The 22,234-nt window shown below is 50.4% G+C and carries 20 protein-coding genes; 10 read left to right on the top strand and 10 right to left on the bottom strand.

Annotated features, from left to right (window positions below; translation table 11 throughout):
* The first annotated feature begins 44 nt into the window (after positions 1 to 44).
* Both I0P70_RS05290 and I0P70_RS05285 read left to right on the top strand, forming a co-directional pair.
* A complete protein-coding gene (locus I0P70_RS05290; protein ID WP_196115210.1) occupies positions 45 to 881 on the top strand; it encodes a thermonuclease family protein in 837 nt (278 codons plus the stop codon).
* 44 nt (positions 882 to 925) lie between these two features.
* Positions 926 to 1,324 (top strand): hypothetical protein, encoded by a 399-nt coding sequence (locus I0P70_RS05285; RefSeq protein WP_196115208.1) that lies wholly within the window; start codon positions 926 to 928, stop codon positions 1,322 to 1,324.
* A gap of 72 nt (positions 1,325 to 1,396) precedes the next feature.
* Here I0P70_RS05285 and I0P70_RS05280 read toward each other — a convergent pair whose 3' ends face one another.
* Both I0P70_RS05280 and I0P70_RS05275 read right to left on the bottom strand, forming a co-directional pair.
* Positions 1,397 to 2,245, bottom strand: a complete 849-nt coding sequence (locus tag I0P70_RS05280) for a universal stress protein (protein WP_196115205.1) — start codon at positions 2,243 to 2,245, stop codon at positions 1,397 to 1,399.
* Between the two features lie 245 nt (positions 2,246 to 2,490).
* A complete protein-coding gene (locus tag I0P70_RS05275) occupies positions 2,491 to 3,558 on the bottom strand; it encodes a DUF6687 family protein (protein ID WP_196115203.1) in 1,068 nt (355 codons plus the stop codon).
* A 197-nt stretch (positions 3,559 to 3,755) separates the two neighbouring features.
* Between I0P70_RS05275 and I0P70_RS05270 the strand changes: the two genes are divergently transcribed.
* Positions 3,756 to 5,273, top strand: coding sequence for a nicotinate phosphoribosyltransferase (locus tag I0P70_RS05270; RefSeq protein ID WP_196115201.1), 1,518 nt, complete (start codon positions 3,756 to 3,758; stop codon positions 5,271 to 5,273).
* On the opposite strand, the gene I0P70_RS05265 is transcribed toward I0P70_RS05270, so the two are convergent.
* Positions 5,270 to 5,560, bottom strand: a complete 291-nt coding sequence (locus I0P70_RS05265) for an HNH endonuclease (protein ID WP_196115199.1) — start codon at positions 5,558 to 5,560, stop codon at positions 5,270 to 5,272. The two genes, I0P70_RS05270 and I0P70_RS05265, sit on opposite strands and share 4 nt — an antisense overlap.
* 582 nt (positions 5,561 to 6,142) lie before the next feature.
* On the opposite strand from I0P70_RS05265, the gene I0P70_RS05260 reads away from it, so the two are divergent.
* A complete protein-coding gene (locus I0P70_RS05260) occupies positions 6,143 to 7,399 on the top strand; it encodes an MFS transporter (RefSeq protein ID WP_196115195.1) in 1,257 nt (418 codons plus the stop codon).
* A gap of 38 nt (positions 7,400 to 7,437) precedes the next feature.
* Here I0P70_RS05260 and I0P70_RS05255 read toward each other — a convergent pair whose 3' ends face one another.
* From I0P70_RS05255 to I0P70_RS05240, 4 genes are read right to left on the bottom strand one after another with little or no spacing between them, the layout of a single operon-like run.
* The gene (locus I0P70_RS05255) at positions 7,438 to 7,863 is read right to left on the bottom strand and encodes a response regulator transcription factor (protein ID WP_196115193.1); all 426 of its coding nucleotides are present in this window, start codon (positions 7,861 to 7,863) and stop codon (positions 7,438 to 7,440) included.
* A gap of 10 nt (positions 7,864 to 7,873) precedes the next feature.
* Positions 7,874 to 8,704 (bottom strand): sensor histidine kinase, encoded by an 831-nt coding sequence (locus I0P70_RS05250; RefSeq protein WP_196115191.1) that lies wholly within the window; start codon positions 8,702 to 8,704, stop codon positions 7,874 to 7,876.
* Positions 8,701 to 9,360, bottom strand: a complete 660-nt coding sequence (locus I0P70_RS05245; protein ID WP_196115189.1) for a hypothetical protein — start codon at positions 9,358 to 9,360, stop codon at positions 8,701 to 8,703. The genes I0P70_RS05250 and I0P70_RS05245 overlap by 4 nt, the downstream gene beginning before the upstream one ends.
* The gene (locus I0P70_RS05240; RefSeq protein ID WP_196115187.1) at positions 9,360 to 9,671 is read right to left on the bottom strand and encodes a hypothetical protein; all 312 of its coding nucleotides are present in this window, start codon (positions 9,669 to 9,671) and stop codon (positions 9,360 to 9,362) included. The genes I0P70_RS05245 and I0P70_RS05240 overlap by 1 nt, the downstream gene beginning before the upstream one ends.
* Before the next feature lie 111 nt (positions 9,672 to 9,782).
* Between I0P70_RS05240 and I0P70_RS05235 the strand changes: the two genes are divergently transcribed.
* Positions 9,783 to 10,580 carry a bifunctional 2-polyprenyl-6-hydroxyphenol methylase/3-demethylubiquinol 3-O-methyltransferase UbiG gene (locus I0P70_RS05235; RefSeq protein WP_196115184.1) on the top strand — a complete coding sequence of 266 codons (798 nt, stop codon included), beginning with the start codon at positions 9,783 to 9,785 and terminating at the stop codon, positions 10,578 to 10,580.
* Between the two features lie 794 nt (positions 10,581 to 11,374).
* Here the strand turns inward: I0P70_RS05235 and I0P70_RS05230 are convergent.
* Entirely contained in the window at positions 11,375 to 12,610 is a 1,236-nt protein-coding gene (locus I0P70_RS05230) for a lipase family protein (protein ID WP_196115182.1), read from the bottom strand.
* A 244-nt stretch (positions 12,611 to 12,854) separates the two neighbouring features.
* Here I0P70_RS05230 and trxA point away from each other — a divergent pair, with 244 nt between their 5' ends.
* Positions 12,855 to 13,160, top strand: coding sequence for a thioredoxin (gene trxA, locus I0P70_RS05225; protein ID WP_196115180.1), 306 nt, complete (start codon positions 12,855 to 12,857; stop codon positions 13,158 to 13,160).
* Between the two features lie 124 nt (positions 13,161 to 13,284).
* Here trxA and I0P70_RS05220 read toward each other — a convergent pair whose 3' ends face one another.
* Positions 13,285 to 14,664 carry a PAS domain-containing sensor histidine kinase gene (locus tag I0P70_RS05220; RefSeq protein ID WP_230392011.1) on the bottom strand — a complete coding sequence of 460 codons (1,380 nt, stop codon included), beginning with the start codon at positions 14,662 to 14,664 and terminating at the stop codon, positions 13,285 to 13,287.
* The gene (locus I0P70_RS05215; protein ID WP_196115178.1) at positions 14,654 to 16,033 is read right to left on the bottom strand and encodes a sigma-54 dependent transcriptional regulator; all 1,380 of its coding nucleotides are present in this window, start codon (positions 16,031 to 16,033) and stop codon (positions 14,654 to 14,656) included. The genes I0P70_RS05220 and I0P70_RS05215 overlap by 11 nt, the downstream gene beginning before the upstream one ends.
* 290 nt (positions 16,034 to 16,323) lie before the next feature.
* Here I0P70_RS05215 and I0P70_RS05210 point away from each other — a divergent pair, with 290 nt between their 5' ends.
* From I0P70_RS05210 to I0P70_RS05195, 4 genes are all read left to right on the top strand, one after another.
* Positions 16,324 to 17,577, top strand: coding sequence for an efflux RND transporter periplasmic adaptor subunit (locus tag I0P70_RS05210; protein WP_196115177.1), 1,254 nt, complete (start codon positions 16,324 to 16,326; stop codon positions 17,575 to 17,577).
* Positions 17,578 to 17,624: 47 nt separating this feature from the next.
* Positions 17,625 to 18,344 (top strand): ABC transporter ATP-binding protein, encoded by a 720-nt coding sequence (locus I0P70_RS05205; RefSeq protein ID WP_196115175.1) that lies wholly within the window; start codon positions 17,625 to 17,627, stop codon positions 18,342 to 18,344.
* A 159-nt stretch (positions 18,345 to 18,503) separates the two neighbouring features.
* Positions 18,504 to 20,894 carry an ABC transporter permease gene (locus I0P70_RS05200; protein WP_196115173.1) on the top strand — a complete coding sequence of 797 codons (2,391 nt, stop codon included), beginning with the start codon at positions 18,504 to 18,506 and terminating at the stop codon, positions 20,892 to 20,894.
* Between the two features lie 116 nt (positions 20,895 to 21,010).
* Positions 21,011 to 22,231, top strand: coding sequence for a hypothetical protein (locus tag I0P70_RS05195; RefSeq protein ID WP_196115171.1), 1,221 nt, complete (start codon positions 21,011 to 21,013; stop codon positions 22,229 to 22,231).
* Positions 22,232 to 22,234: the final 3 nt, after the last annotated feature.

Raw genomic sequence — 22,234 nt, 5'->3', positions numbered from 1 at the left:
TACTTCTGTTTGCGGTAAAAGGAGAATAGCAGCACCTTTGCCCCATGAACAAGCTCATCTTATACCTGCTCGCACTCACCAGTCTGCTGGCTGCCCCCGGCTGCAAGCAGGACAACGAAAAAGCACGCGAAGAATTCCGCCAGCGCCGTGGGGCCATTGAGCATCCTGTGGAGCCAACCACCACGACCCCATCCGATGAACCGGAGAGACCGGCTGTGGTTCCATCTGACAACACCCATGCTACGCCTAAGGAAGAAACACCTGCTATACCTGGTGACCGTGTAGTCGGTGTAAAAGACGGTGACACCTTTGAGCTGCTACGTAACGGGCAGACCATCACAGTACGTTTATTGGGAGTCGACACACCCGAGAAGAACCAGGCCTACGGACAACGGGCCAAGCAATTTGCCTCAGACCTGGCCTTCGGTAAAAACGTTCGCCTGATCGAACATAACAAAGACCGCTATGGCCGCACCGTGGGCACGATCATACTGCCTGATGGCCGCAACCTGAACGAGGAACTGGTGCGCGAAGGTTTTGCCTGGCACTATACCGCCTACTCCAAAGACAAAACACTGGCCAACCTGGAGGCCGATGCCCGCCGCTTTAAAAGAGGCCTCTGGCAAGACCCGAATCCAGTAGCCCCTTGGGATTTCCGCAAGCAGAAACCTGAGCCCGTGGACAACAGCAAAGCCGCTATACCTGCCGGGGCCACCAAACGACAGGTATACCTCTGCGACAGCTCCGGCTCTGCTGTGTATCACTATAGCAAGGACTGCTCCGTGCTGAAGCGCTGCAAAGAGCAGGTGCTGACAGTGACAGAAGCCGAGGCAATCCGCCAACACAACCGACGGGCCGATAAAACTTGCAGCCCTAAATAATTCCGCTTAATTTGGGTTCCGCATTCTATTCAACGCATCACTTTATGTTAAAGAAAACTCTGGCAGGTATGTGTGGCCTGCTCATCTCACTGGCTGCCTGCCAGTCACCCGACAATGCACAAACAGAGCAAGCTGAAACACAGGAGACAACTGCAACTGCTGACACGACACAGCAGGCTCGCCGACCAAAGCCTGAAAACTACTCCTTTAAGGGAGTGGAGAAAAAACGCGTCTACATTTGTATGGACCCAACGGATGACCTGTTTCACCAAAAGCACGACTGCCCGGTACTGGTTAGTTGCGCAAGTACTTTCCGTAACCTGACACTGCCGCGTGCCGTGGAAGCTTTTGACCGCTACAACTGCGAAACCTGCAGTGCCGACCTGGCTTACGTATTTGATGAAAGTGCCGTGCGCATGGAAACAGGGCTTGGCGATAATTAGAGATAACTGACAGTACATAAAAAAAGCGGCAGCCCCGAAAGAGGCTGCCGCTTTTTTTATGTACTGTATACCTTATTTTCTTCCTTTCAATACCAGCAAAGGCACTGCTGCCTGGTAGGTCATTTTCTCGGCCAGGCTTTGTGAGAAGAGCTCCCGCAGGAAACCTTTTTCACGTCGCAGGATGGCAACCATATCGGCTCCTGAAGAGTCGTAGTATTCCTTTATACCGTCGGTGCGGTGTTTGCTCACTACTTCTTCAAAACGGATCGGTGCGCCTGGAAACGCATGTTCCATCTCCTGCACAAAACGGTCTTTCTTGTCGCCGCTTGTGCGCCCTTCTTTGTTCACATGCACTACCTCTACGCTGGCTCCGAACATGCTGGCAAAATCCAGTACTTCACGCAAGGTTGCAATATCATCTTGCGCGTAGTCAGAGGCATAGACAATCTTACTGATGCGCGGATACTCTGACGTGGACGGAATAGACAGCACCGGACATTTTACCTGTTCCATTACCGCCTCTGCATTGCTGCCGATCAGCAGTTCTTCCAGGGCATTGCCACCACCAGTGGTACCCATCACGATTAAGTCGTAGCCGCTGGTTTTGGTGAGGTGCTCCGTTATATCGGTGAGCAGCGCTTCTTTCAAGATATAGTCGCAGGTAAATTCCCCAGCCCGGTTTGCTCCATGTTGCTCCTCTATTTCGCGGCAGAGGTTTACCAGTCTTTCTTCAGCATCCCGCATTTGCTCACCCAGCAGTTCGCTGGCCACCAGGGCGGTTTCAGAAGTATCCACAATTGGCAGGTGAACGACATGCAGCAGGGTCAGATGGCCTCCGGACTGGCGGGCGATCAGCACAGCGTAGTCCAGGGCTTTGGCAGCTGTTTTAGAAAAGTCGGTCGGGCAAAGAATTTTTTTCATGGTGTCTGGTAGTTGCGCAAGGCGTCTATATCAAAGATTTACTATGTATACGTATCGAAGCAAAAATGTGCTTTAATCCCGATAATAAAAATGACCTGCATCACCTCCGGCAAAATCCCTTTCGCCCCTTTGACTTATACCTGGGAGGTTAAGCCAATGCTATCTGCGGGGGCAAGGGCCCACTTTTACCAAGATTCTTACAGGATGACAAAAGCTATAGACCAATCCTGCAGAGAACTGCTGTCCTATTTGCCTATCTCCTTGTTCAGTCCTTTTACTTCATCCCAGGTCCAAAAGTGCTTCGGGGCTATATCTGCGTACTTCTCCCGGAAGTAATCTACTACTACTTGCTTCATCTGATCAGCAGGTATAGACGAGGCGTAAATCTCGCGGGTGGTTGGGTGGTCGTAGCGTTCCGTACGCGAGAGGTCCTTTCCTTCGAGGCGCAGCAGCGGTCCGGTTTCTGTTAGGTTGTCTGCCGTCCAGGTATAGCCGGATGTTTCCAGGGCATTGAGCTGTTCCGCTAGTGGCTTTAGGCTAATACGGGGCAACGTCGGCCGGGAGGCGAAATCAACCCAGGTGGTATATTTGTACTCCAGCTCGTAACGGTTGCCTTCGTAGCAGCTCAGCACGATGTCGAAACCGATGGTGCGGCTGAAAAGGGCATAGTAGTGTACTGGACGCTGGGTGTCGATCACGATCAGGCCCAAATCAGGGTAGCGCTGTAGTTTGGTGTCGGGCTTGTACATATCGCGGTAGCCCAGCAGCACATCCGCGACCTCCTCTTCCCAGACCGGCTTTTCCCAATCAGGATCCTGGAGCACACGGCCGAACTCGCGCAGGAAATACCTGAACTTCTCCACACAGCGCTTCGCTTCTTTTTCTTCGGACTCGTCTGCTGCAAAAGGGGCATAGAACATGTCGCGCTCCCGGGTATTGAGCCAGCAGACTAGTTTCAGCGCCTCCCCTGCCAGCGGATGGTTCAGGTCGAGTTCACGGAAGTCGCCGATGTGGGCCATCAGCCGCAGCAGTTCCTCGTTTTCCAGCGCCAGCTCTGGATTCAGCAGACTCCATACGCCCACAAATCCGTCGACGTCGAAATGGTTGGCGGTGACGTAATGTAGCTCCAGACCGGGCAGGTTAAGCCGCAGGGCGTGCAGCACCATGGCAGCGCTGGTATCGTCGCGCACTTCAGTCGGCGAGGGAGCGCCGCGCCAGTGCGAAAGCACCAGTCCGTTAGGGTGCATGCTGTCCACAATGATGGCTTTTTTATCTTTTACTTCGCTAAAAGGTATAAACTGTCGCTTTATCATGCGCTAAATATAGCTAAATCTGATGTCATCCTTTAAATTCGGGCATTCAACAAAACAGGACAAGAATGACCGGGTTCTCAGGTTGAGCAATTTCTTCATCCCCAGGTTGACGGGAAGGAGCACTCGTAGCGCATAGGTACCACATCCAATTGTGCCCTCTTTCGTTCTTTCTACTGACTATCTTATCACAAGCAAACATGTACAATACCCTCCAGCAACTCTACCGCAGCTCCCTTTCACTTCTGACCGACCTGTATCAGCTCACCATGGCTTATGGCTACTGGAAAGAAGGTATAGCAGAGCGCGAAGCCGTGTTCCATCTCTACTTCCGCAAGTCACCCTTCAAGGGGGGCTACACTGTGGCAGCTGGACTGGCGCATGCGGTGGAGTACCTGCAGCAACTGCAGTTTACGGCGGAAGACCTGGCCTACCTGGGCAGCCTGCGCGGTAGTCAGGGCGAACCGTTGTTCGAGCAGGCTTTCCTGGACTATCTGCGTGACCTGCGCTTTACCTGCGACGTGGATGCCATACCGGAAGGCACCGTCGTGTTCCCGAGCGAGCCACTTATCCGGGTTCGCGGACCATTACTGCAGGCGCAGCTGGTGGAGACGCCCCTCCTGACGATCGTGAACTTCCAGACCCTGATCGCCACAAAAGCAGCCCGCATAAAAGACGCCGCCAAAGGCGACACTGTGATTGAATTCGGTATGCGCCGCGCCCAGGGTATAGACGGATCTTTGGCTGCTACCCGGGCTGCTTACGTGGGAGGTATAGATGCAACCTCTAACCTGCTTGCCGGCAAACTCTTTGACATACCGGTGCGAGGCACGCATGCCCACAGCTGGGTGCAGGCTTTTGAAAGCGAAGAACAAGCATTTGAAGCTTACGGGCAGGCTTTCCCGAACGATTCTGTGTTCCTGGTGGATACCTACAATACTTTGGAAGGTGTGCGCCACGCCATAGAGGTAGCTAAAAAATTGGAGCCCACCGGCTTCAAACTTAACGGCATTCGGCTGGATTCCGGCGACCTGACTTACCTGAGCATCGAGGCCCGCAAGCTGCTCGACGAAGCAGGTATGGGCTATACCAATATTGTGGCCAGCAACGACCTGGATGAAAGCATTGTCAACAGTCTGAAACAGCAAGGTGCCAGGATCAATGTGTGGGGAATCGGTACGCAGCTGGTGACGGCATACGATCAGCCGGCGCTTGGCGGGGTGTACAAACTAGCTGCCTTCAAGCAGGAAAATAGGGAATGGAGTTACAGCCTGAAACTATCGGAGCAACTTGAGAAAACTTCCAACCCAGGTATACAGCAGGTACGTCGCTACTTCGACGAGCAGGGCTTTATAGCAGATATGATTTACAACGAAGCGATACCTCTGCCTGAAAAAGTACTGATCGTGAGTCCGCTTGACAACACCCGTCGCAAGTCAGTACCAGAGGACACCCTTTACAAAGACCTGCTTATACCTGTACTTACCAAAGGGAAGCTTGTAGCGGAACTGCCCGACCTGAAAACCATCCGCAAACACCGCGAAGAAGAGCTCAGCAAACTGCACGAAAGCATCCGCCGCCTGTTGAACCCCCACAGCTATCCAGCCGGTCTGGAGGCAAGTTTCCACCAGTTCAAAACTGACCTGGTGCTGGCCATACGCGAGAAAGGGGAGGCTGCCATACAAGACCGGCTGATGCAACAGAAGCAATCAGATTAGCGTCTGCGGCTGCGTCTGTTGGAGATGCGCTCAATACGTTTGTTGCGCACCCACTTGAGGTACTTTTGCATATCCTCTGCTTCCTGCAGGGCGGGGATGGAGTTGTACAGGGTGGCCAGTTCGCGGTTGCTGAAGGTCAGGTGCAGGGTGCTGTGGCAGGGCTGGCAAAGTTCGGCTGTGGCTCCGTAGCGGCCTCCCTCCTCGCGGGGCACGAGGTGGTGCCTGGTGAGGTACTGTACCTCCCGGCCACATAGTTCGCAAATCAGTTGCTCTTCTTTCTTTGCCATACAAGATTTTACTTTTCACAGGTGCTCTCAGTTACAGCTGAAAAGATTGAATCGCTCTGACACCCCTCTTCAGAGCACAAGGTCTATTATGTTCTGACTATCATGGTCAGTTCCTGGAAATCCAGTCAGGAATACTAAAACGGAGATTATCCCATTGAGAAGATCATTTTGCTGGAACCTTGCAGCCATGCCCTCAGAATTCGATTACCGTATTAAATTTCCAAGCACTTGGACTTAAGTCTTGCCCGATGCACTGGTTCTTTCTCAACAGCACCGCCTATTTACAAATCATACCCTCACACTTTCATAAAACATTTGTTCCGCTCGCAAGTTTACAATCCTTGCGCCCTGCTGCAATTGCTCACTTCCTGTTGACATTTTCTCAGAGAAACATACCAATTAAAGGATCTGCTGAAGGAGTAAGGCGCTCGGTGAGCAAATCACGTATACCCAAAGTTCTTTGAGTAATCAGGGCTTCATTTGGAGAGCCATTGTGAAGCATAAACAGAAATAAAATTTACCTCTCAGCGGTCGCAAATTATTTGTACATTGGCGCCCTGTTTTGATTTCAATGTTTAAACTATGAATAGATTTCAGGATAACAATCCTGCTTCGATAAGTGCTCCTGTGCAGGAGCCATTAGTGCCTAAAGTGCAGATCCGGGAGGGACTGCTGATCTTTTTGCTGGCGGCAATCCAGTTCACACATATGATGGATTTCGTGATCATGATGCCGCTGGGGCCGCAGCTGATGCGGGTGTTCAGCATATCGCCTCGTGAGTTTGGCCTGCTGGTGTCGGCCTATACCTTTAGTGCGGCCATTGCTGGTTTTGTGAGTGCCCTGTTCATCGATCGGTTTGACCGCAAGCATGCTTTGCTGGCGCTATACCTGGGTTTTATCATAGGAACACTGGGATGCGCCATTGCCCCTAACTATGGGCTCTTACTTCTGGCCAGGGTCGTGGCTGGCGGATTTGGTGGTGTACTGGGTGCGTTGGTGCTAGCCATAATTGGCGATGCTATACCTGAGCAGCGCCGTGGTGCGGCTACCGGTCGCGTAATGGCGGCATTTTCAGTAGCATCTATTGCCGGTATTCCGATCGGGCTATACCTGGCCAGTGAGATGAGCTGGCATGCTCCGTTTTACCTGCTTGTGGGCTTGAGTCTGCTTATCTTGCTGGTGGCGGTGCGTTTTCTGCCAGCCATGCGCGGGCACCTGACCAATGCAAAACGTGGCAATCCATTCCGAGCGCTCAAAGCGATGGTAGTGCAGCCAAACCTGCAGTGGGCAATGGCACTTACCGTTACGCTCACGATGGCTGGCTTCCTGGTGGTGCCCTTCATCAGCCCTTATATGGTAGCCAATGTAGGCTTTACGGAGCGTGACCTGAGCTACATCTATTTATTCGGAGGACTGGCGACGGTCTTCACCTCTCAGTGGGCGGGCCGACTGGCGGATAAGTATGGGAAGCAGTTTATCTTTCGATGGGCCGCCATCCTTTCCATTATCCCGATCGTGCTGATCACCAACCTGCCGCCTGTAGGTATGGTGCTGGCGCTCACTGTGTCCACGATCTTCTTCATCTTTTTCGGAGCCCGCTTTGTGCCGGCCATGTCGCTCATCACTTCCAGCGTTGAGCCGGAGTTGCGCGGCAGCTTCATGAGCATCAACTCGTCGGTGCAGCAGTTGGGCGCAGGTATAGCCGCCTTCGTGAGTGGACTCATCGTGCAGGAAACGGCCAATGGCACCTTAACTCACTTCAACTGGGTGGGCATCATGGCAAGTGTGGCCACGCTTGTGGCTGTGTGGGTGGTCAGCCGTATCCGGGCAGTTGGCTGACAGGCATGAAAAAAGCCGCTCATAAGGGCGGCTTTTTATTATCGCAATAGCGTGAAAAAATTCTGAGAGAAAACCGGGTAGTGTGTCTTACCATTTCGGAGCATTTGGAGTACTTCCCGCAATTCCTCGGGGTCGGCGCTCTTGAGCAGATAACCGTGTACGCCTTCTTCGAGCAGTTTTCTTACCAGCTCCTCTTCCCCGTACATCGACACGATCAGAATCTTTACTTTGGGGTATTTACTCAGTACGTAACGGGCCACGGCAATACCATCCATATCAGGCATTTCGAGGTCCAACATGATGATATCGGGAAGGTTGGCCTCAATCTTTTCCAGCAGCTCTACACCGTTTGCAGCATCACTTATCACAGTAATCTCCTCAAAATTCTTTAGAATTTCGATTACGCCCTTCCTGAAAAGGGTATGATCATCAGCGATCGCTAGCGTAAGTGGCTGCAGCTCCATACATTAAAGCTTAGTTTAGCAAACCAAAGTTATAAATAATAATTATAATATATGCAACAGGGATCACTATTTCAGCTTTGATGCCAGCTCCTAACTTCGAAAAGAAGTTAATAGCACCAGTCAGCAGGTCCACGCGGCTCCGCAGGTTTTTCAGGCCTAGTCCACCGCCTGCACTTCCTGTATCCAAGGTGGCGTCGTAGTTAAACCCTTTGCCATTGTCAGTATAACGCAGTGTTAGCTTATCGTCTTCCCGATGCAGGTTGATGGTGATCTGCGTAGCCTCTGCATATTTTAGGGTATTGTTTACGAGTTCTTGTAGGATACGGAACAGCAGCAATTCCTGCCGGGCTTCCAACCGAAAATTTTCAAGATTGTGGGTAAACTTCACTTCCAGGCCACTATCCGGTGGCACAGAATGCACTAGGCTGTTGATGGCCTGCACTAATCCCATCTTATCAAGTCCGACGGGTAGCAGGTCATGTGAGATGCGGCGTACGCTTTGGATGGCCTCATCGAGTAATGCTTTGGAGCGATGAGCCGTTTCGGCAGCCGCTTCATTTTCAGCACACTTTCGCTCTACCTGGCCTATGTTGAGCCGGATCAGAGCCAGCATACCGCCCACCTCGTCGTGCAGGTCACGGGCTACACGGCGGCGCTCTTCTTCCTGTGCCTCAAGGGCTGCCTCCAGCATCTGTCGCTGACGCAATTCCTGCAGTTCACGCAGGTGTTCTTGGTGCTGCAGCATGCGCCGCTGGTACGCAAACACAAACACAATAATACCAATAGCGAGTACTAGCAGAACCGGCGTGATAATCAGCAACGGGGTTAAAGTTTCTATCATGCGGCCATCCTCCTTAATATAAATGCATGGCTGATATAAAACAGTACATTCAACACCATAATGATGGCTAAACAGATACGTGCTGTGTCGTATGAGATAGCCAGTGCATCGTTAAAAATGGCATATGACATACTGGTGCCTGCGTAATAAATAAGGATCGCGCAACTCAGTAAAAATATGGGGTCCCGGTCTAGGTAAACGACTTTGGTGTTGTTTGCAACTTTATAAAAATAAGTGATGGCCAGTACAATCAGCATTGCATTTGCCGCTATCCTTGATACTGAGTTCATTTTCGTTATTCCTTCTATAACAACGGCATCATAATAAAGTAAGGCACATAGCCCTACTACCCCACTAATAATGGCTCTTTTTAACAAAGGCTTATCAAAACTGTAATAAAATATCGCAGCCAGCACACTAAAGCCCAACAAGGTATACACATACCCTAGCCAATGATTATTTTTGGTCCCTAACATTACTGTAATCATCGATACAGCTTCTGTCAACACTCCTATAGCTATAAACAAAAAGAGCAGCATGAATTTCGTGCTCTTATGTTTTCTGATCAACCATATACCTATTACAAAAGGTAATAGAGGGCTCAGCACAGCAACCCATTTCAACCAAGGATAAATATGTCCGATAAAAAAGTCCATTAACCGGCTAACTCGCTATTTACTGAACAATCCGGAGGACATGGACTAGATAAGTCCAGAATCAGGCCTTCTGTCAGATCATTTCCTTCAGTATCGGTACCTACCAACAGTAACTGCTGCTCTCCGTTATCATCTAAAGCATAATAGATTCTCATTGCCACACATCCCTCCTGATCAAGAAGCTGCTTTACTGTTTCCGATCCAAACAAATGTGAGTTGGTTTTCCCTCTGCCACTTGACCTATATCTTTCTGTCCATTTCTTTGCCTGAGCACGGTCAATTGGCCCGCCCTCTTTTCCTGTGATCTTCATGTAGTCGTTTTGTTCGTAGGTAAGATTAAATGTAAATATATAGAATTTTAGATTAAGCAATTTATAGTATTTTTATCTTTTAATTAATCTTACACTTCACAAAAAGAGGGGATGGAACAGGAATATTTTGAAGCGAACAGACAAGCCTGGAACCTGCGCACAGCTGTGCACAAAGATTCGGCTTTTTATGACGTCGCCAGTTTCAAGGCAGGCAAGTCCAGCCTCAACGCCATAGAGTTAGAAGAGCTGGGGCCAGTGGCTGGCAAGCGTCTGCTCCACCTGCAATGCCACTTCGGTCAGGACACCCTCTCCTGGGCCAGACTGGGAGCCGAAGTTACAGGTATAGACCTGTCGGACGAAGCCATAAAAGAAGCAGAGAAACTTAACGACGAGCTTGGCTTGAACGCCCGCTTTGTGTGTTCTAATGTATATGATCTGAAAGAAAATCTGCAGGGGAAGTTTGATATAGTGTTCACGTCCTACGGGGTGATCGGCTGGCTACCCGACCTAAACCGCTGGGCAGAAGTGATCGCGCATTTCCTGAAACCGGGCGGCATCTTCTACATGGCCGAGTTCCACCCGGTAGTATGGATGTTCGACAATGACTTCACGCAGGTAAAGTACCCTTACCACAACACCCCAGAGCCAATTGTAGAGGAAAGCACAGGCACCTACGCCGATCGGGACGCCCCGATCCAGTACAAAGAATACTCCTGGAACCATAGCCTGAGCGAAGTGATCACAGCACTGATGAACCAAGGCCTGAAACTAGAGCTATTCCACGAATTCCCTTACTCCCCTTACAACTGCTTCAGCCACACCGTGCAAGGCCCCGACGGCTATTGGCGCATCAAGCATATGCAGAATATGATTCCGATGGTGTACTCGCTGAAGTGTACCAAGGTATAGGTTCTGTTCCGGTTGAATAAAAAAAGGCGCTTCGCTGGCCGGATTGGCTGAACGAAGCGCCTTTTACTTGCATGAAAGCAGACATATTGAACATATGTATGCCACAAGGGGGATTTTTAATTCTATAAAACCTTGTTCAAAAATCCCTGTCATTCTGTCAAGAAACTTGGTCGTATGGGTGATAAGCCGCTGCTACTTGTGGGGGTATGGGCTCTCTTCACCAAGATCCCTACGGGATGACAAAAAAAGCAAAATGAAATGGGCCTACCCTTAGAGGGGGAATTTGGCTTTTTCAGTTTACAAATATTGGGGCTTAAGTTGGTGCTCCAGATGCGGGTGTCCAACCACCCCTGCCCCTCCTTATCCAAGGAGGGGAGCCTATAACTGCCAGTCCTTTATATAAGCCTTGTAGTGACTGCAGCACACCACTGGCAGGTATAGCAAGACCAAGCCGACACGCATTGAAAGACTAACTCGCACGTTGGCTATGAAACAATCAGCAGTGCCAAGTGCACAAAATGACACTCCACTGTTCGAGCGTTCAGCGAGTTTGGAGGGTCTTGACTTTTTTGCTTACTTTTTGTGTCAAGACAAAAAGTAAGGCCCGCCCGGCCAGGGCAAACAGTGCCCGCCGCACAGGCGAAAAGCCAACTATGCAATAGCACAAGTCACTACACCAGCAAAACCATTTTCCAAAAGGCTGAAACCATCCAGATTTCTCAATTCTTTCGAAATGACAAAAATTTAAAATGATAAAGAATTGAGAAATGACTAAGAAGTAGCTTAAACTACTATTAAGGATTCGCTCTAAACGACTGCATCCAGGGAATCAAATCAGTAAGCATCGGAATCAAACTGCTCCCATGATTACCATTCTGAATAGGTATAAGCTCCAAATTCGGAGCACCCGCTGCTTTCATCCGCTCATACGTCTGCTTAGAATTAGCATAAGGCACAATCACATCGGCGGTGCCATGGTACAATCGCGTTGGACTTTGTGGCACCCAATTATTAAAGCTATTCTCCTGCAAAGCCTTTTTGAGCTCCTCTTCCCCATTCCCACGGAGCCCTTCCAGAAAAGTAGCTGCAAACAGATTCTCCGTCTGAGTAGTCAGTTCCTTGTTGATGGCGCTGCCACTATGCTGGCCGTTGAATAAACCAGTCAGTCGGGTAGCGTAAGGCTCTTGGTAAAAATCAGAAAGCGGACGGTTCCACTGGTAGGTCTTGTTGTAGCTCATCAGCACATAAGCCAGGTAGGCTGGATAGGTATAAGGCTTGCCCGCCACTACATCGGTCAGCATCTCAGTGAGGTCGTAACCACCGGCTCCTGCACCGGAGGCAGTGATTTTCAGGCCGTGCTGTGGATTAGTTTCTATTTCTTTTTGTGCAGCCAGTGTTACGTAGCCGCCTTCAGAGTAGCCCGCCAGAAACAATTGCCCATTATCAGTCATACCTTCCTGGGCGTACAGCGACTTGGCCGCCTTGATCATATCGACCACGGCTATACCTGAAGACTGCTGGTGATAGTAAGGGTGCAGTAATTGTTTAGAAGCCCCGAAACCCAGGTAGTCAGGTATAAGTGTGATATATCCACCGGAGGCAAACACTTCAAAACCAGTAAGGCCACCACTCATGGCAGAGGGCGCCTCATCGTGTTTAAAGATCGTGCCGTGCTGCACACTCAGCACAGGTGCAGGCGACGTTAGGTTCATCGGCAGAGCGACTAAGCCGGAGGCTACTGTTTCGCGGCCCTGAAAAGTGGTGCGGTAATTTACTTTGTAAATCGCTACATCATATTTGATCTGATTCTGGAAGCTGCCGGCATAGGCACCTGCCAGTTGCTTGAGCATGGCGGCCGGCAGGGTGCCTACCTTCTCTGACGACACGAGCAGTTCGCGCTCCGCGACGTTTTCAGGTACAGCCGCATCACTTTTGCTACATGAGTTGAGTGGGAAGGTGGTTGTTACCAATATGATGGCAATCGCCAGGGAGCTGAACCAATGCCTCAGCTTATATTTTAGATTCGTCATGTTAATCAGGGAAAAACTTGTCAGTACAATAATCACACCGCACTTAGTATAGTTCCCGGTTAGTGGACAAACCAGGTATAGCACCCTCTACCCTGCATCTAAATGCCGCGTCCCTGGTGTAATTTGCAGTGTTATTACTCGAAAGGAAATTGGGAACCTTTGCTAGCCTCCTTGCAGCTTTTTAGTGTCTGCGGGTTTTATCCTTTAGCTTTGCACCTCGTAAAAACAATTAAACAATAGAGCTATGGCAAAGAAATCATTCGCTGAACTGATCAAAAGCCCGGGCATGCCGGTACTCGTGGACTTTTATGCCGATTGGTGCGGCCCATGCAAAATGATGAACCCGGTAGTGGAGCAGCTAGCCAAGGAGTTTTCAGGGAAGCTGAAGGTCATCAAAATAAACGTGGATAAGAATCAGGCTGCCGCTCAGCAGTACCGTGTGCAGGGTGTGCCTACTTTTATGCTTTTCAAAAATGGTCAGGTAGTTTGGAAACAGGCCGGTGCCGTGCCGGGACATCAGCTAAACCAAATCATTCAGCAGAACCTGTAGGAGTTAATAATGAGTAGTGAGTAATTTTTAATTTGTAATAAAAGAGTAGCGGAAGCTGATATACCTAAGCTTCAGCTGCTTGGCACTTCCACTCAACGTTTTCCAAACCATTCTTAATTACTCACTACTCATCATTGATTCGAAAAATCAGGCTGAAGGTGGTAGGACCGCCTGGGGGGCTGCTGACACGTATAGTGCCTCCATGTTGGCGCATGATTTGTCTAGAGAGGCTGAGACCTATACCTGAGCCCTGCTTTTTGGTGGTAAAAAAAGGAATAAAAATCTTATCCAGGTCTTCAAGAGCAATCCCAGTCCCGTTGTCCTGCACATCGATCCGAAAGCGACCTCTGTCCTGCTCTTCCTGATAGGCAATCACTTCCACACAGGGGCTTGCTGACTGCTGACATGCTTCCATCCCGTTCTTGATCAGGTTGATCAGCACCTGTTCGATCAGTTCCGGGTCTAGCTGCAGTTCAGCCTTCTCATGGCGCAGGTAGATGGAGAGCCTCGTTTGCCTGGCCTCCATTTCAGGTTGCAGCAGGGTCTGTACATTTTTGAGCAGGTCCTTTACTTTAACGGTCTGAACTTCTGGCGTGGGCACCCGCATCAGACGGCGATAGTTCTGCACGAAGTGGAGCATCCCGGTACTTCGTTTCTCAATCGTGCGTAATCCCGCCTGTATATCTTCCAGCGCCTCCTCCTCTGGCATTTCTCCAGCTACAGCCTTTGCGACCACCTCCTCTTCTACCAAATCCGAAACTGTAGCCGTGAGGGAGATGACCGGTGTGATGGTATTCATAATTTCATGGGTGAGCACCCGGATCAATTTCTGCCAGGTTTGCAACTCCTGCTCCTCTAACTCTGATTTGATATTCTGGCACGACACAATCTTCAAGGTACGCCCCTGCGAGAACAGGATAGTGGCATGCAGGGCCAGCTGCAGTTGCTCATCCCGTACCTGAAGGCTAACAAGCCTTCTCTCGTTGTGACCGATGCTGTGCAACGTTTCCACCAGCTCCTCACTGATGCGGCCCAACGATTCTATGTGCTCCAGGTGAGGCGTGTGCAGTACTTCTTTCAACACATGGTTGACCAACTCCACACGCCCATTCTCCTCAAAAGAAACGATACCTACGCCAATGTGCTCCACGATCGCCTGCAGGTACAAGTGGTGTACCTGTTTATCCGTTTTGATGCGCTGGAAGGCATCTGCTACATCGTTAAACGACTGATAAAGCTCCTTGTAGGTCGGATTGCCACCTTTTATTGCGAAGCGATGTGTAAAGTCTGAGTGCTGAATAGCTTCCAGAAAGCTTGAAATATCGCGGTTGGTTCGTTCTACAAAATGCACCAGGTCATAGAGCTGAAAAAGCAGCAACAATCCCATGCAAATGGCTGTCATGTACCATTCAGTGCGGTATAGAACCAGTGTGATGCCGACAATGCTGATGATCAACAGCATCACCCGCAACAGTAGGTTAACTCTGAAGCGGTTATAAACCATGTTTTTCTATTCGGCGGTAAAGAGCTGTTCTGGTGATACCGAGTTCCCTTGCTGCATGGGTAATATTGCCGGCGTGTTTTACAAGGGCTTTCTGCACCATCATTTTTTCCAATGCCTCCAAGGTATAGTCGTTTTCCAAAACAGGCTCCTGACCGGTGACCTTAGCCGATACATCGTCCGGGGCAAAGTAAAAATCCTCCGGCTGCAGTTCCTGCTGGTCACACAAAATCACGGCTCGCTCCAGGGCATGATCGAGCTCCCGGATATTGCCCGGCCAGCGGTACTCGGTCAGCCGGCGAATGGTGCCAGGTGCTATACCTAGTCCTTCACGTTCATATTTCTGGCTGTACACGCGCAGGAAGTGCTCCGCCAGCAACCGGATATCCTCACGACGCTCCCGCAACGGGGGCAGGTATATCTCTACGGTGTTCATCCTGTAAAGCAGGTCCTGCCGGAAAGTGCCATCCCGCACCATGTCGTAAAGCGGCATGTTGGTCGCGCAGATCAGGCGGATATCGATGGGGCGAGGCTTGTTGGTACCGAGCCGGATCACCTGTCGGTTTTGCAGCACAGACAGGAGCTTGACCTGAAGTGGGAGCGAAAGATTGCCTATTTCGTCCAGGAACAAGGTTCCGCCATTCGCCGCCTCCATCCGCCCCATGCGCTCTTCCTTGGCATCGGTAAAGGCGCCTTTGGCATGGCCGAACAACTCGCTTTCAAAAAGTGTCTCACTAATAGCTCCCAGGTCTACCTTCTCAAAGACCTTATCGGCCCGTTTCGACTTACGGTGCAGGGCACGTGCCGCTACTTCCTTGCCTGTGCCGTTTTCTCCGAGTATCAGCACATTGGCATCTGTACCGGCTACTTTTTCTATCGTCTGGTATACCCGCTGCATGGCCGGTGATACGCCGATAAAACCGGCATAGTGGAAGGCGGTCTGGTTTTGCTCGGCTGTTTCCGCACTGCGTTTGCCCACTCCCCTATTCTGCTGGCAGGCAGTCTTGAGGATAGCCACCAGCTTATCGTTCTGCCAGGGTTTTAAGACAAAATCGGTGGCCCCTTCTTTAAGGGCACGCACTGCCAGTTCAATATCGCCATAGGCCGTCATCAGAATTACCTTGACTGCCGGTGCCAGTTTCAGGATCTGTTTCAGCCAGTGCAGTCCTTCCTTGCTGGAGGTGGCACCGGTGCTATAATTCATATCCAGCAGCACCACATCAAAACGGTGCTCCTGCAGCAAAGCCGGAATGCTGTAGGGATCCGAAGCTGTCACCACCGTAGCAAAGTGCTGCTTGAGCAGCAATCTGCTTGCCAACAGGATGTCTTCTTCGTCATCTACCACCAGTATTTTACAATCGGTTTTCCGCATGGGCTGCAAGGACTTTACAAATTCTTCGGGGTAAAGAAATACTTTCTGTTTCAGAATACCAAAAGTTATCCCCCTGTGTCCCGCCGTAAATTCAGAAAGAGAAAAACAGTGTATTTTTACTCGTGTGTTCAAGTGTTCGCATACAGACAAAGTAGTGTACGATACCGAACAGTTTAGCTCGATATCGCCAGCCAAACAATTCACAAAACACTGTTATACAGCATTTTAATTACAATGGCACATTTATTGGCAATCCTTGTGCAGCATTACACAGAAACTCTTTCCCCACTATGGATCGCGTCATAGAAAAGAAAAAATATACTCCTAAGAAAATCGCTGCTGCAGCCGGTGCTGCCCTGCTGTTGGTGGTGATTCTATACAACCTACTTTTTGCAGAACACTCCTCTAAACTCAACGTTGACAGCAAGCGCATAACCGTAGGCACCGTAGAGAACGGCGTGTTTCAAGAGTTCATCGCCATCGATGGCGCGGTGGAGCCTCTCAAAACATTCTACCTTGACATATCAGAAGGCGGCCGTGTGGAGAAGATCTATACCGATGACGGTCGCATGGTGGAGAAAGGAGATACTATTCTGAAGCTTTCCAACACAACGCTCCAGATCGACTTCATGACCCGTGAAACGCAGCTCTACGACCTGATGAATGAACGTCAGAACTCTGAGATCACCATGAAGCAGGAGCAGATCAGGCAGCTGAACCAGTTGGCCGAGATTGAATACAACCTGGCAACAGCTGAGCGGGCCTACAACCGGAACAAAGTACTGTTTGAGGAAAAGGTGATCTCGCAGGAGGAATTCCAGGCATCGAAAGAAGAGTACGAGTACCTCAAAAAACGCAAGATCCTTGGTGACCGCTCTGTGAAGCAGGACGCAAAACTTTTGGATGACCGCCTGCGCCAGCTGGATGAATCCATCAGAAGAATGCAGGCCAATATTAACATGGCCCGCAACACGCTGAACAGCTTGTATGTGACAGCCCCTATATCCGGCCAGCTTTCTACGCTGAAAGCCCAGGTTGGTGAGTCTAAAGGCGCCGGCGAGAACATTGGACAGGTAGACGACATGAGCGGCTACAAGGTGAGAGCCTCTATTGATGAGCACTACATCTCCCGCATATATCCTGGATTGGAGGGCAACTTCGACTTCAACGGACAGAACTATAAACTAAAAGTGGCTAAGGTGTTCCCTGAGGTGCAGGGCGGTACATTTCAGGTAGACCTGGAATTTGCCGGGGACGCCACTCCGCAAGGTATACGCCGCGGTCAGACATTGCAAATCAGGTTGAACCTGAATGATGGCGGCAAGGCCGTGCTCCTGCCACGCGGCGGTTTCTACCAAAGCACAGGCGGCAGCTGGATATTCGTGGTGGATAAGTCGGGCGACCATGCGACCAAGCGTTCCATCAAACTGGGTCGTCAGAACCCAAAGCATTACGAAGTACTTGACGGCCTAAAGCCAGGCGAGAAGGTGGTTCTCTCCTCCTATGAGAGCTACGGCGACATAGACCGGCTGGAACTCAAATAATTGCTAAAACAACAATTTAACAATCATCAATCAACAATATAGAAATCATGAGCAAGGAAGATTTTATCATCGAAACACAGCAGTTAGAAAAAAAATACATCACCGATACGGTTGAGACGACTGCCCTGGCGGGTGTAGACCTGCGCATCGCCAAAGGCGAATTTGTGGCGGTGATGGGTCCATCCGGTTGTGGTAAATCCACGCTGCTGAACATCCTCGGTTTGCTTGACAGTCCTTCGGGCGGCACTTTCCGCTTCCTGGGCCAGGACATCAGCCATGCATCGGAGCGCCAGCGTGCCAAGATCCGCAAGCATAACCTGGGCTTTGTGTTCCAGAGTTTCAACCTGATCGATGAGCTGACGGTGGAGGAGAACATCGGTTTGCCACTAGCTTACCTGGGTATACCGCGTGCTGAAGCCGACAAACGTGTGAAAGAGGCCATGGAGCGTATGGGTATCGCCCACCGCCATGCGCACTTCCCACAGCAGCTCTCGGGTGGTCAGCAGCAGCGTGTCGCCATTGCCCGTGCTACAGTATCCAACCCAAGCCTGATCCTGGCTGACGAACCGACCGGTAACCTGGACTCAGTACATGGCCGTGAGGTGATGTCGCTGCTTTCTGAGCTTAACGATGCCGGCACTACGGTAGTGATGGTAACGCACTCTCCTTCTGATGCCGAATATGCACACCGCATCGTTAACCTGTTTGACGGTCAGATCGTGACGGAGAGCCTCAACGCCAGAAAACACGCTGCCGAACTGCTTTAAGGCTGATAGCAGAAATCTTTCTGTCTCATGTGATGACAGCACATCTGCAAAAGCAGCGAGGTGCTTCGCATCAATGTGAGTGGTGGTCCCTGCATTACAATAGTTTTGCAGGTATAGGCTATTGACCAAATGAAATGAGTGACTAAAGCGGTAAAATCCATGCTCAAGAATTACCTTCTCATCTTCTGGCGCAACATGACACGAAACAAAGTGTATGCTGCCATCAACATCGTTGGTCTGGCCATCGGTATTGCCTCCTGCGTCCTCATATACCTGTATGTGCAGCATGAGCTCAGCTATGATAAGGCCTTCTCGAAGCATGACAGGATATACCGCGTCGTCAACGACCTGATTGTAGAGGATGAAGTTGAAAAAGCCTCTGTTACCCACGCAGCCCTAGCCCCTGCCCTGGCAGCAGACTTCCCCGAAGTGGAAGCTTCTACCCGCATGATCAACCGTGGCAAGCAGGTGCTTCGCTTAGATGAAAAAGCCATTACCATCGACTATACCTTTTGGGCAGACAGCAATTACTTTCAGCTCTTTGACTACAAAATGCTGGAGGGTGATTCTAAGTCAGCCTTGATGGAGCCAAACACGATGGTGCTATCAAAAGATGTGGCGGCGAAGTTCTTTAACGATCCGCTGGATGCCATGTTCAGTACCCTCCGCATTGGCAACCAGTCCTATAAAGTGACAGGTATATTCGAGTCTGTGGACGCGGCCCATATGCGCCCTAACGTGCTTACCTCCTTCAGCACCATACCTGCAGAAGCTCGCAATAACATGCGCACCAACTGGGGCAACACAAACAGCTATACCTATGTGCTGCTCAGAAACGCTGGCGATGCCTCGGCACTTCGGTCACAACTGCCCGCTTTTGTGGAGCGTCGTGTATCACCCGGGCGCCCCAACACGACAGAACGTGTGAAACTGCACCTGCAAGCGTTGCCAGACATCCATCTGAACACCGACTACCTGTGGGAGGCCTTTCCGGTTGGGAAAAAATCCTACATCTATATTTTCTCATTTGTTGGTCTCTTCATCCTCCTGATCGCCTCCATCAATTACATGAACCTGGCGACGGCACGTGCGACCAAGCGGGCAAAAGAAGTAGGACTCCGCAAGGTGGTAGGAGCTAATCGCTCGCAACTCATCGCCCAGTTCCTGAGCGAATCAGTGCTGCTCACACTGCTGGCAGTGCTACTGGCCCTGGTAATGGTCGAACTGATGCTGCCCACCTTCAATGCACTGGCTGACAAAAATATACCCGGCACTTATTTCCTAGATCTTTCCTTTGCGCTGACGCTGCTCGGGATCGGCCTTTTCATCGGTTTGATTGCAGGTAGTTATCCGGCACTTGTGCTGTCACATTTCAAGCCGGTCGATATCCTGAAAACAGGCAAAATGCCATCAGGCAGTGGAGCCTTTTTGCGAAAAGGGCTTGTGGTTCTGCAGTTCACCATTTCGCTGGTACTGATCATCGGCACGGTGGTCGTGTACAGCCAGATGCACTACCTCAAGACGCAGGACCTTGGCTTCAATAAAGAACAAGTGCTGGTGGTGGACATTCCCAGCGGCGATACAACGATAGTCAACAAAATGCCTGTCGTGAAGTCCGAATTGCTGAAGCACCCGAATATTACCAGCGCGACCACCAGCGCCATGATTCCGGGAGCGAGCACAGGCGTTATCATTTTCAATGTGGAGCGCGACAACCAGATGGTAGAGAAAACTTTTAACACCATTTGGGTGGATTATGAGTTCTTCGACCTAATGGCTATACCTGTGGTAGCAGGCAGGAACTTCTCAAAAGACATGAGCACGGACCTGCAGTACGGCATTATGGTCAATGAAGCGGCCGCCAAAGTGATGGGCTGGACTGACCCCGTTGGCAAACGCATTGGTGGCTCCGATACCACCCGGGCCAAGGTGATCGGGGTAGTGAAAGACTTTAACTATACCTCGCTGCACAGCCAGATAGAGCCGCTTGTGATTATGCTCGCCCCGCAGAACAATGGTTACCTGATGGCACGCATTACCCCTGAAAACATGGAGGCGACCCTCGCGCATGTGGAGAGCGTTTGGCAGCGCCTCGCTCCTTCACACCCGATGGACTACTTCTTTCTGGATGACAGCTTCAACGAGCAGTACCGGGCGGAAGAAAAAATGCTGACCATTTTCGGCTATTTTACTTTCCTCACCATCATCATCGCCTGCATGGGCTTGTTTGGGCTAGCCTCCTTTACAACAGAACAGCGCACCAAGGAGATTGGTATCCGCAAGGTGTTGGGCAGCTCGATCTCAGGTATAGTAGTGCTTTTAACCAAAGACTTTGCTGTGCTGGTGTGCCTGGCCATTCTGATCGCGAGTCCGCTCGCCTGGTACGGCATGCAACAGTGGCTGCAGGACTTCGCCTACCGCACGCCGATCAGCATCTGGGTATTCTTAATCTCGGGACTGTTGGCGCTACTCATTGCTATCCTGACCGTGAGCTTTAAAGCTACACGAGCCGCGCTGGAGGACCCGGTGCAGGCGCTACGCACGGAGTAATATAATTGAGTTTGTGTTTGTATTGTTAATTGAAGGTGAATTCAGCGGGTTGTCAAAAAAAGATACCCGCTGAAGCATCCTTTACCCAACAAAATGCATCATTAAAAATAAAAACTATGACAAAGCCATCTACTATCTTTTTTGCTTCACTTGCCGCTGGCGTCCTGAGCATGCTTGACCTGCGCCCAGCCGCCTCTACCAGTCTGCGCCTTATTACCGGTGTGGAAGTAATGCAGCAGGACACCGTGAAGACAAAGAAGAAAAACAACAATGTCCGGATACAGGTAGGTGGCAAAGACGGTAAGAACGGAGAGCAGGTATACATCAACACAGATAACAACAAGCGGGAAGAACTGAAACGCCAGGGAACTGTCACCCTTACCGATGACCTGAAAGACATCAAAAGCATCTCCCCGAACGGCTACCTCAAGTACATGCGCTCGGTTAATGATGATACGAAGCGGCTCGAGATCACGAGCGATGCGAACGGTAACCTAACCCGCACTTACACAGAGAATGGGAAAAAGGTAGCTTATGAGCCAGCTGGCAGAGAGTGGCTGCAGCAGGTGATGCCGGACCTGATGGCCAACACCGGCATAGGTATAGCCGAGTTAGTAAAAGACCTGTATGGCAAAGAAGGTGCGAAAGGAGTACTTGCTGAAGCAGAAAAAGCAGGTAGTGAACATGCGAAGATGCGCTTTGTGCAACACCTGTACCAGCAGCCAGACCTGAAACCTGCCGATGTGAAGCAGTCGTTGCAGTTTGTGGACAAGCACGTATCTTCCGACTATGAGCGCCGAAAAGCTTTGGGTACGGTAACCGCTGCACATCTAAAAAACAAGGATGTGGTGAGCAGCTACCTACAGGTGAGCGACAAAATCAGTTCTGACTACGAGCGGCGCAAGGCATTGCTTTATTTGCTGGAGACACCGGATCTGAGCAAAGAGAGTATGGCCATGGCGCTGGAACAGACGGGCAAAATATCTTCTGACTATGAAAAAGCCAAAGTGCTGCAGCAACTGACCAAACAGTCTGACTTCATCCAGCACAACTACAAGTCAGCCTTTTCCATCATCGATAAATTTTCATCGGACTATGAGAAGGCAAAAATCATCAACTCAATTGTAAAGAACCACAAACTGTCACAGGCCCAGTACAAAGAGCTGCTGCCGGTCGTAAGCCGCATAAGCTCCGACTACGAAAAAGGCAAAGTTCTCCGCAATATTGCGAGTGCTATACCTTCCGATAATAAAGATCTGCGTGCAGAAGTGGAGAAAGCAGCCAATACCATTGGCTCTGATTATGAGAAGAACAAAGTCATCAGTGCTCTCAGGTAACCT

Origin of the sequence: Pontibacter sp. FD36, from assembly GCF_015686655.1 — a bacterium.
Taxonomy (GTDB): domain Bacteria; phylum Bacteroidota; class Bacteroidia; order Cytophagales; family Hymenobacteraceae; genus Pontibacter.
Note: the sequence above shows the minus strand (reverse complement) of the source record. Positions and strands in the feature narration are given on the sequence as shown.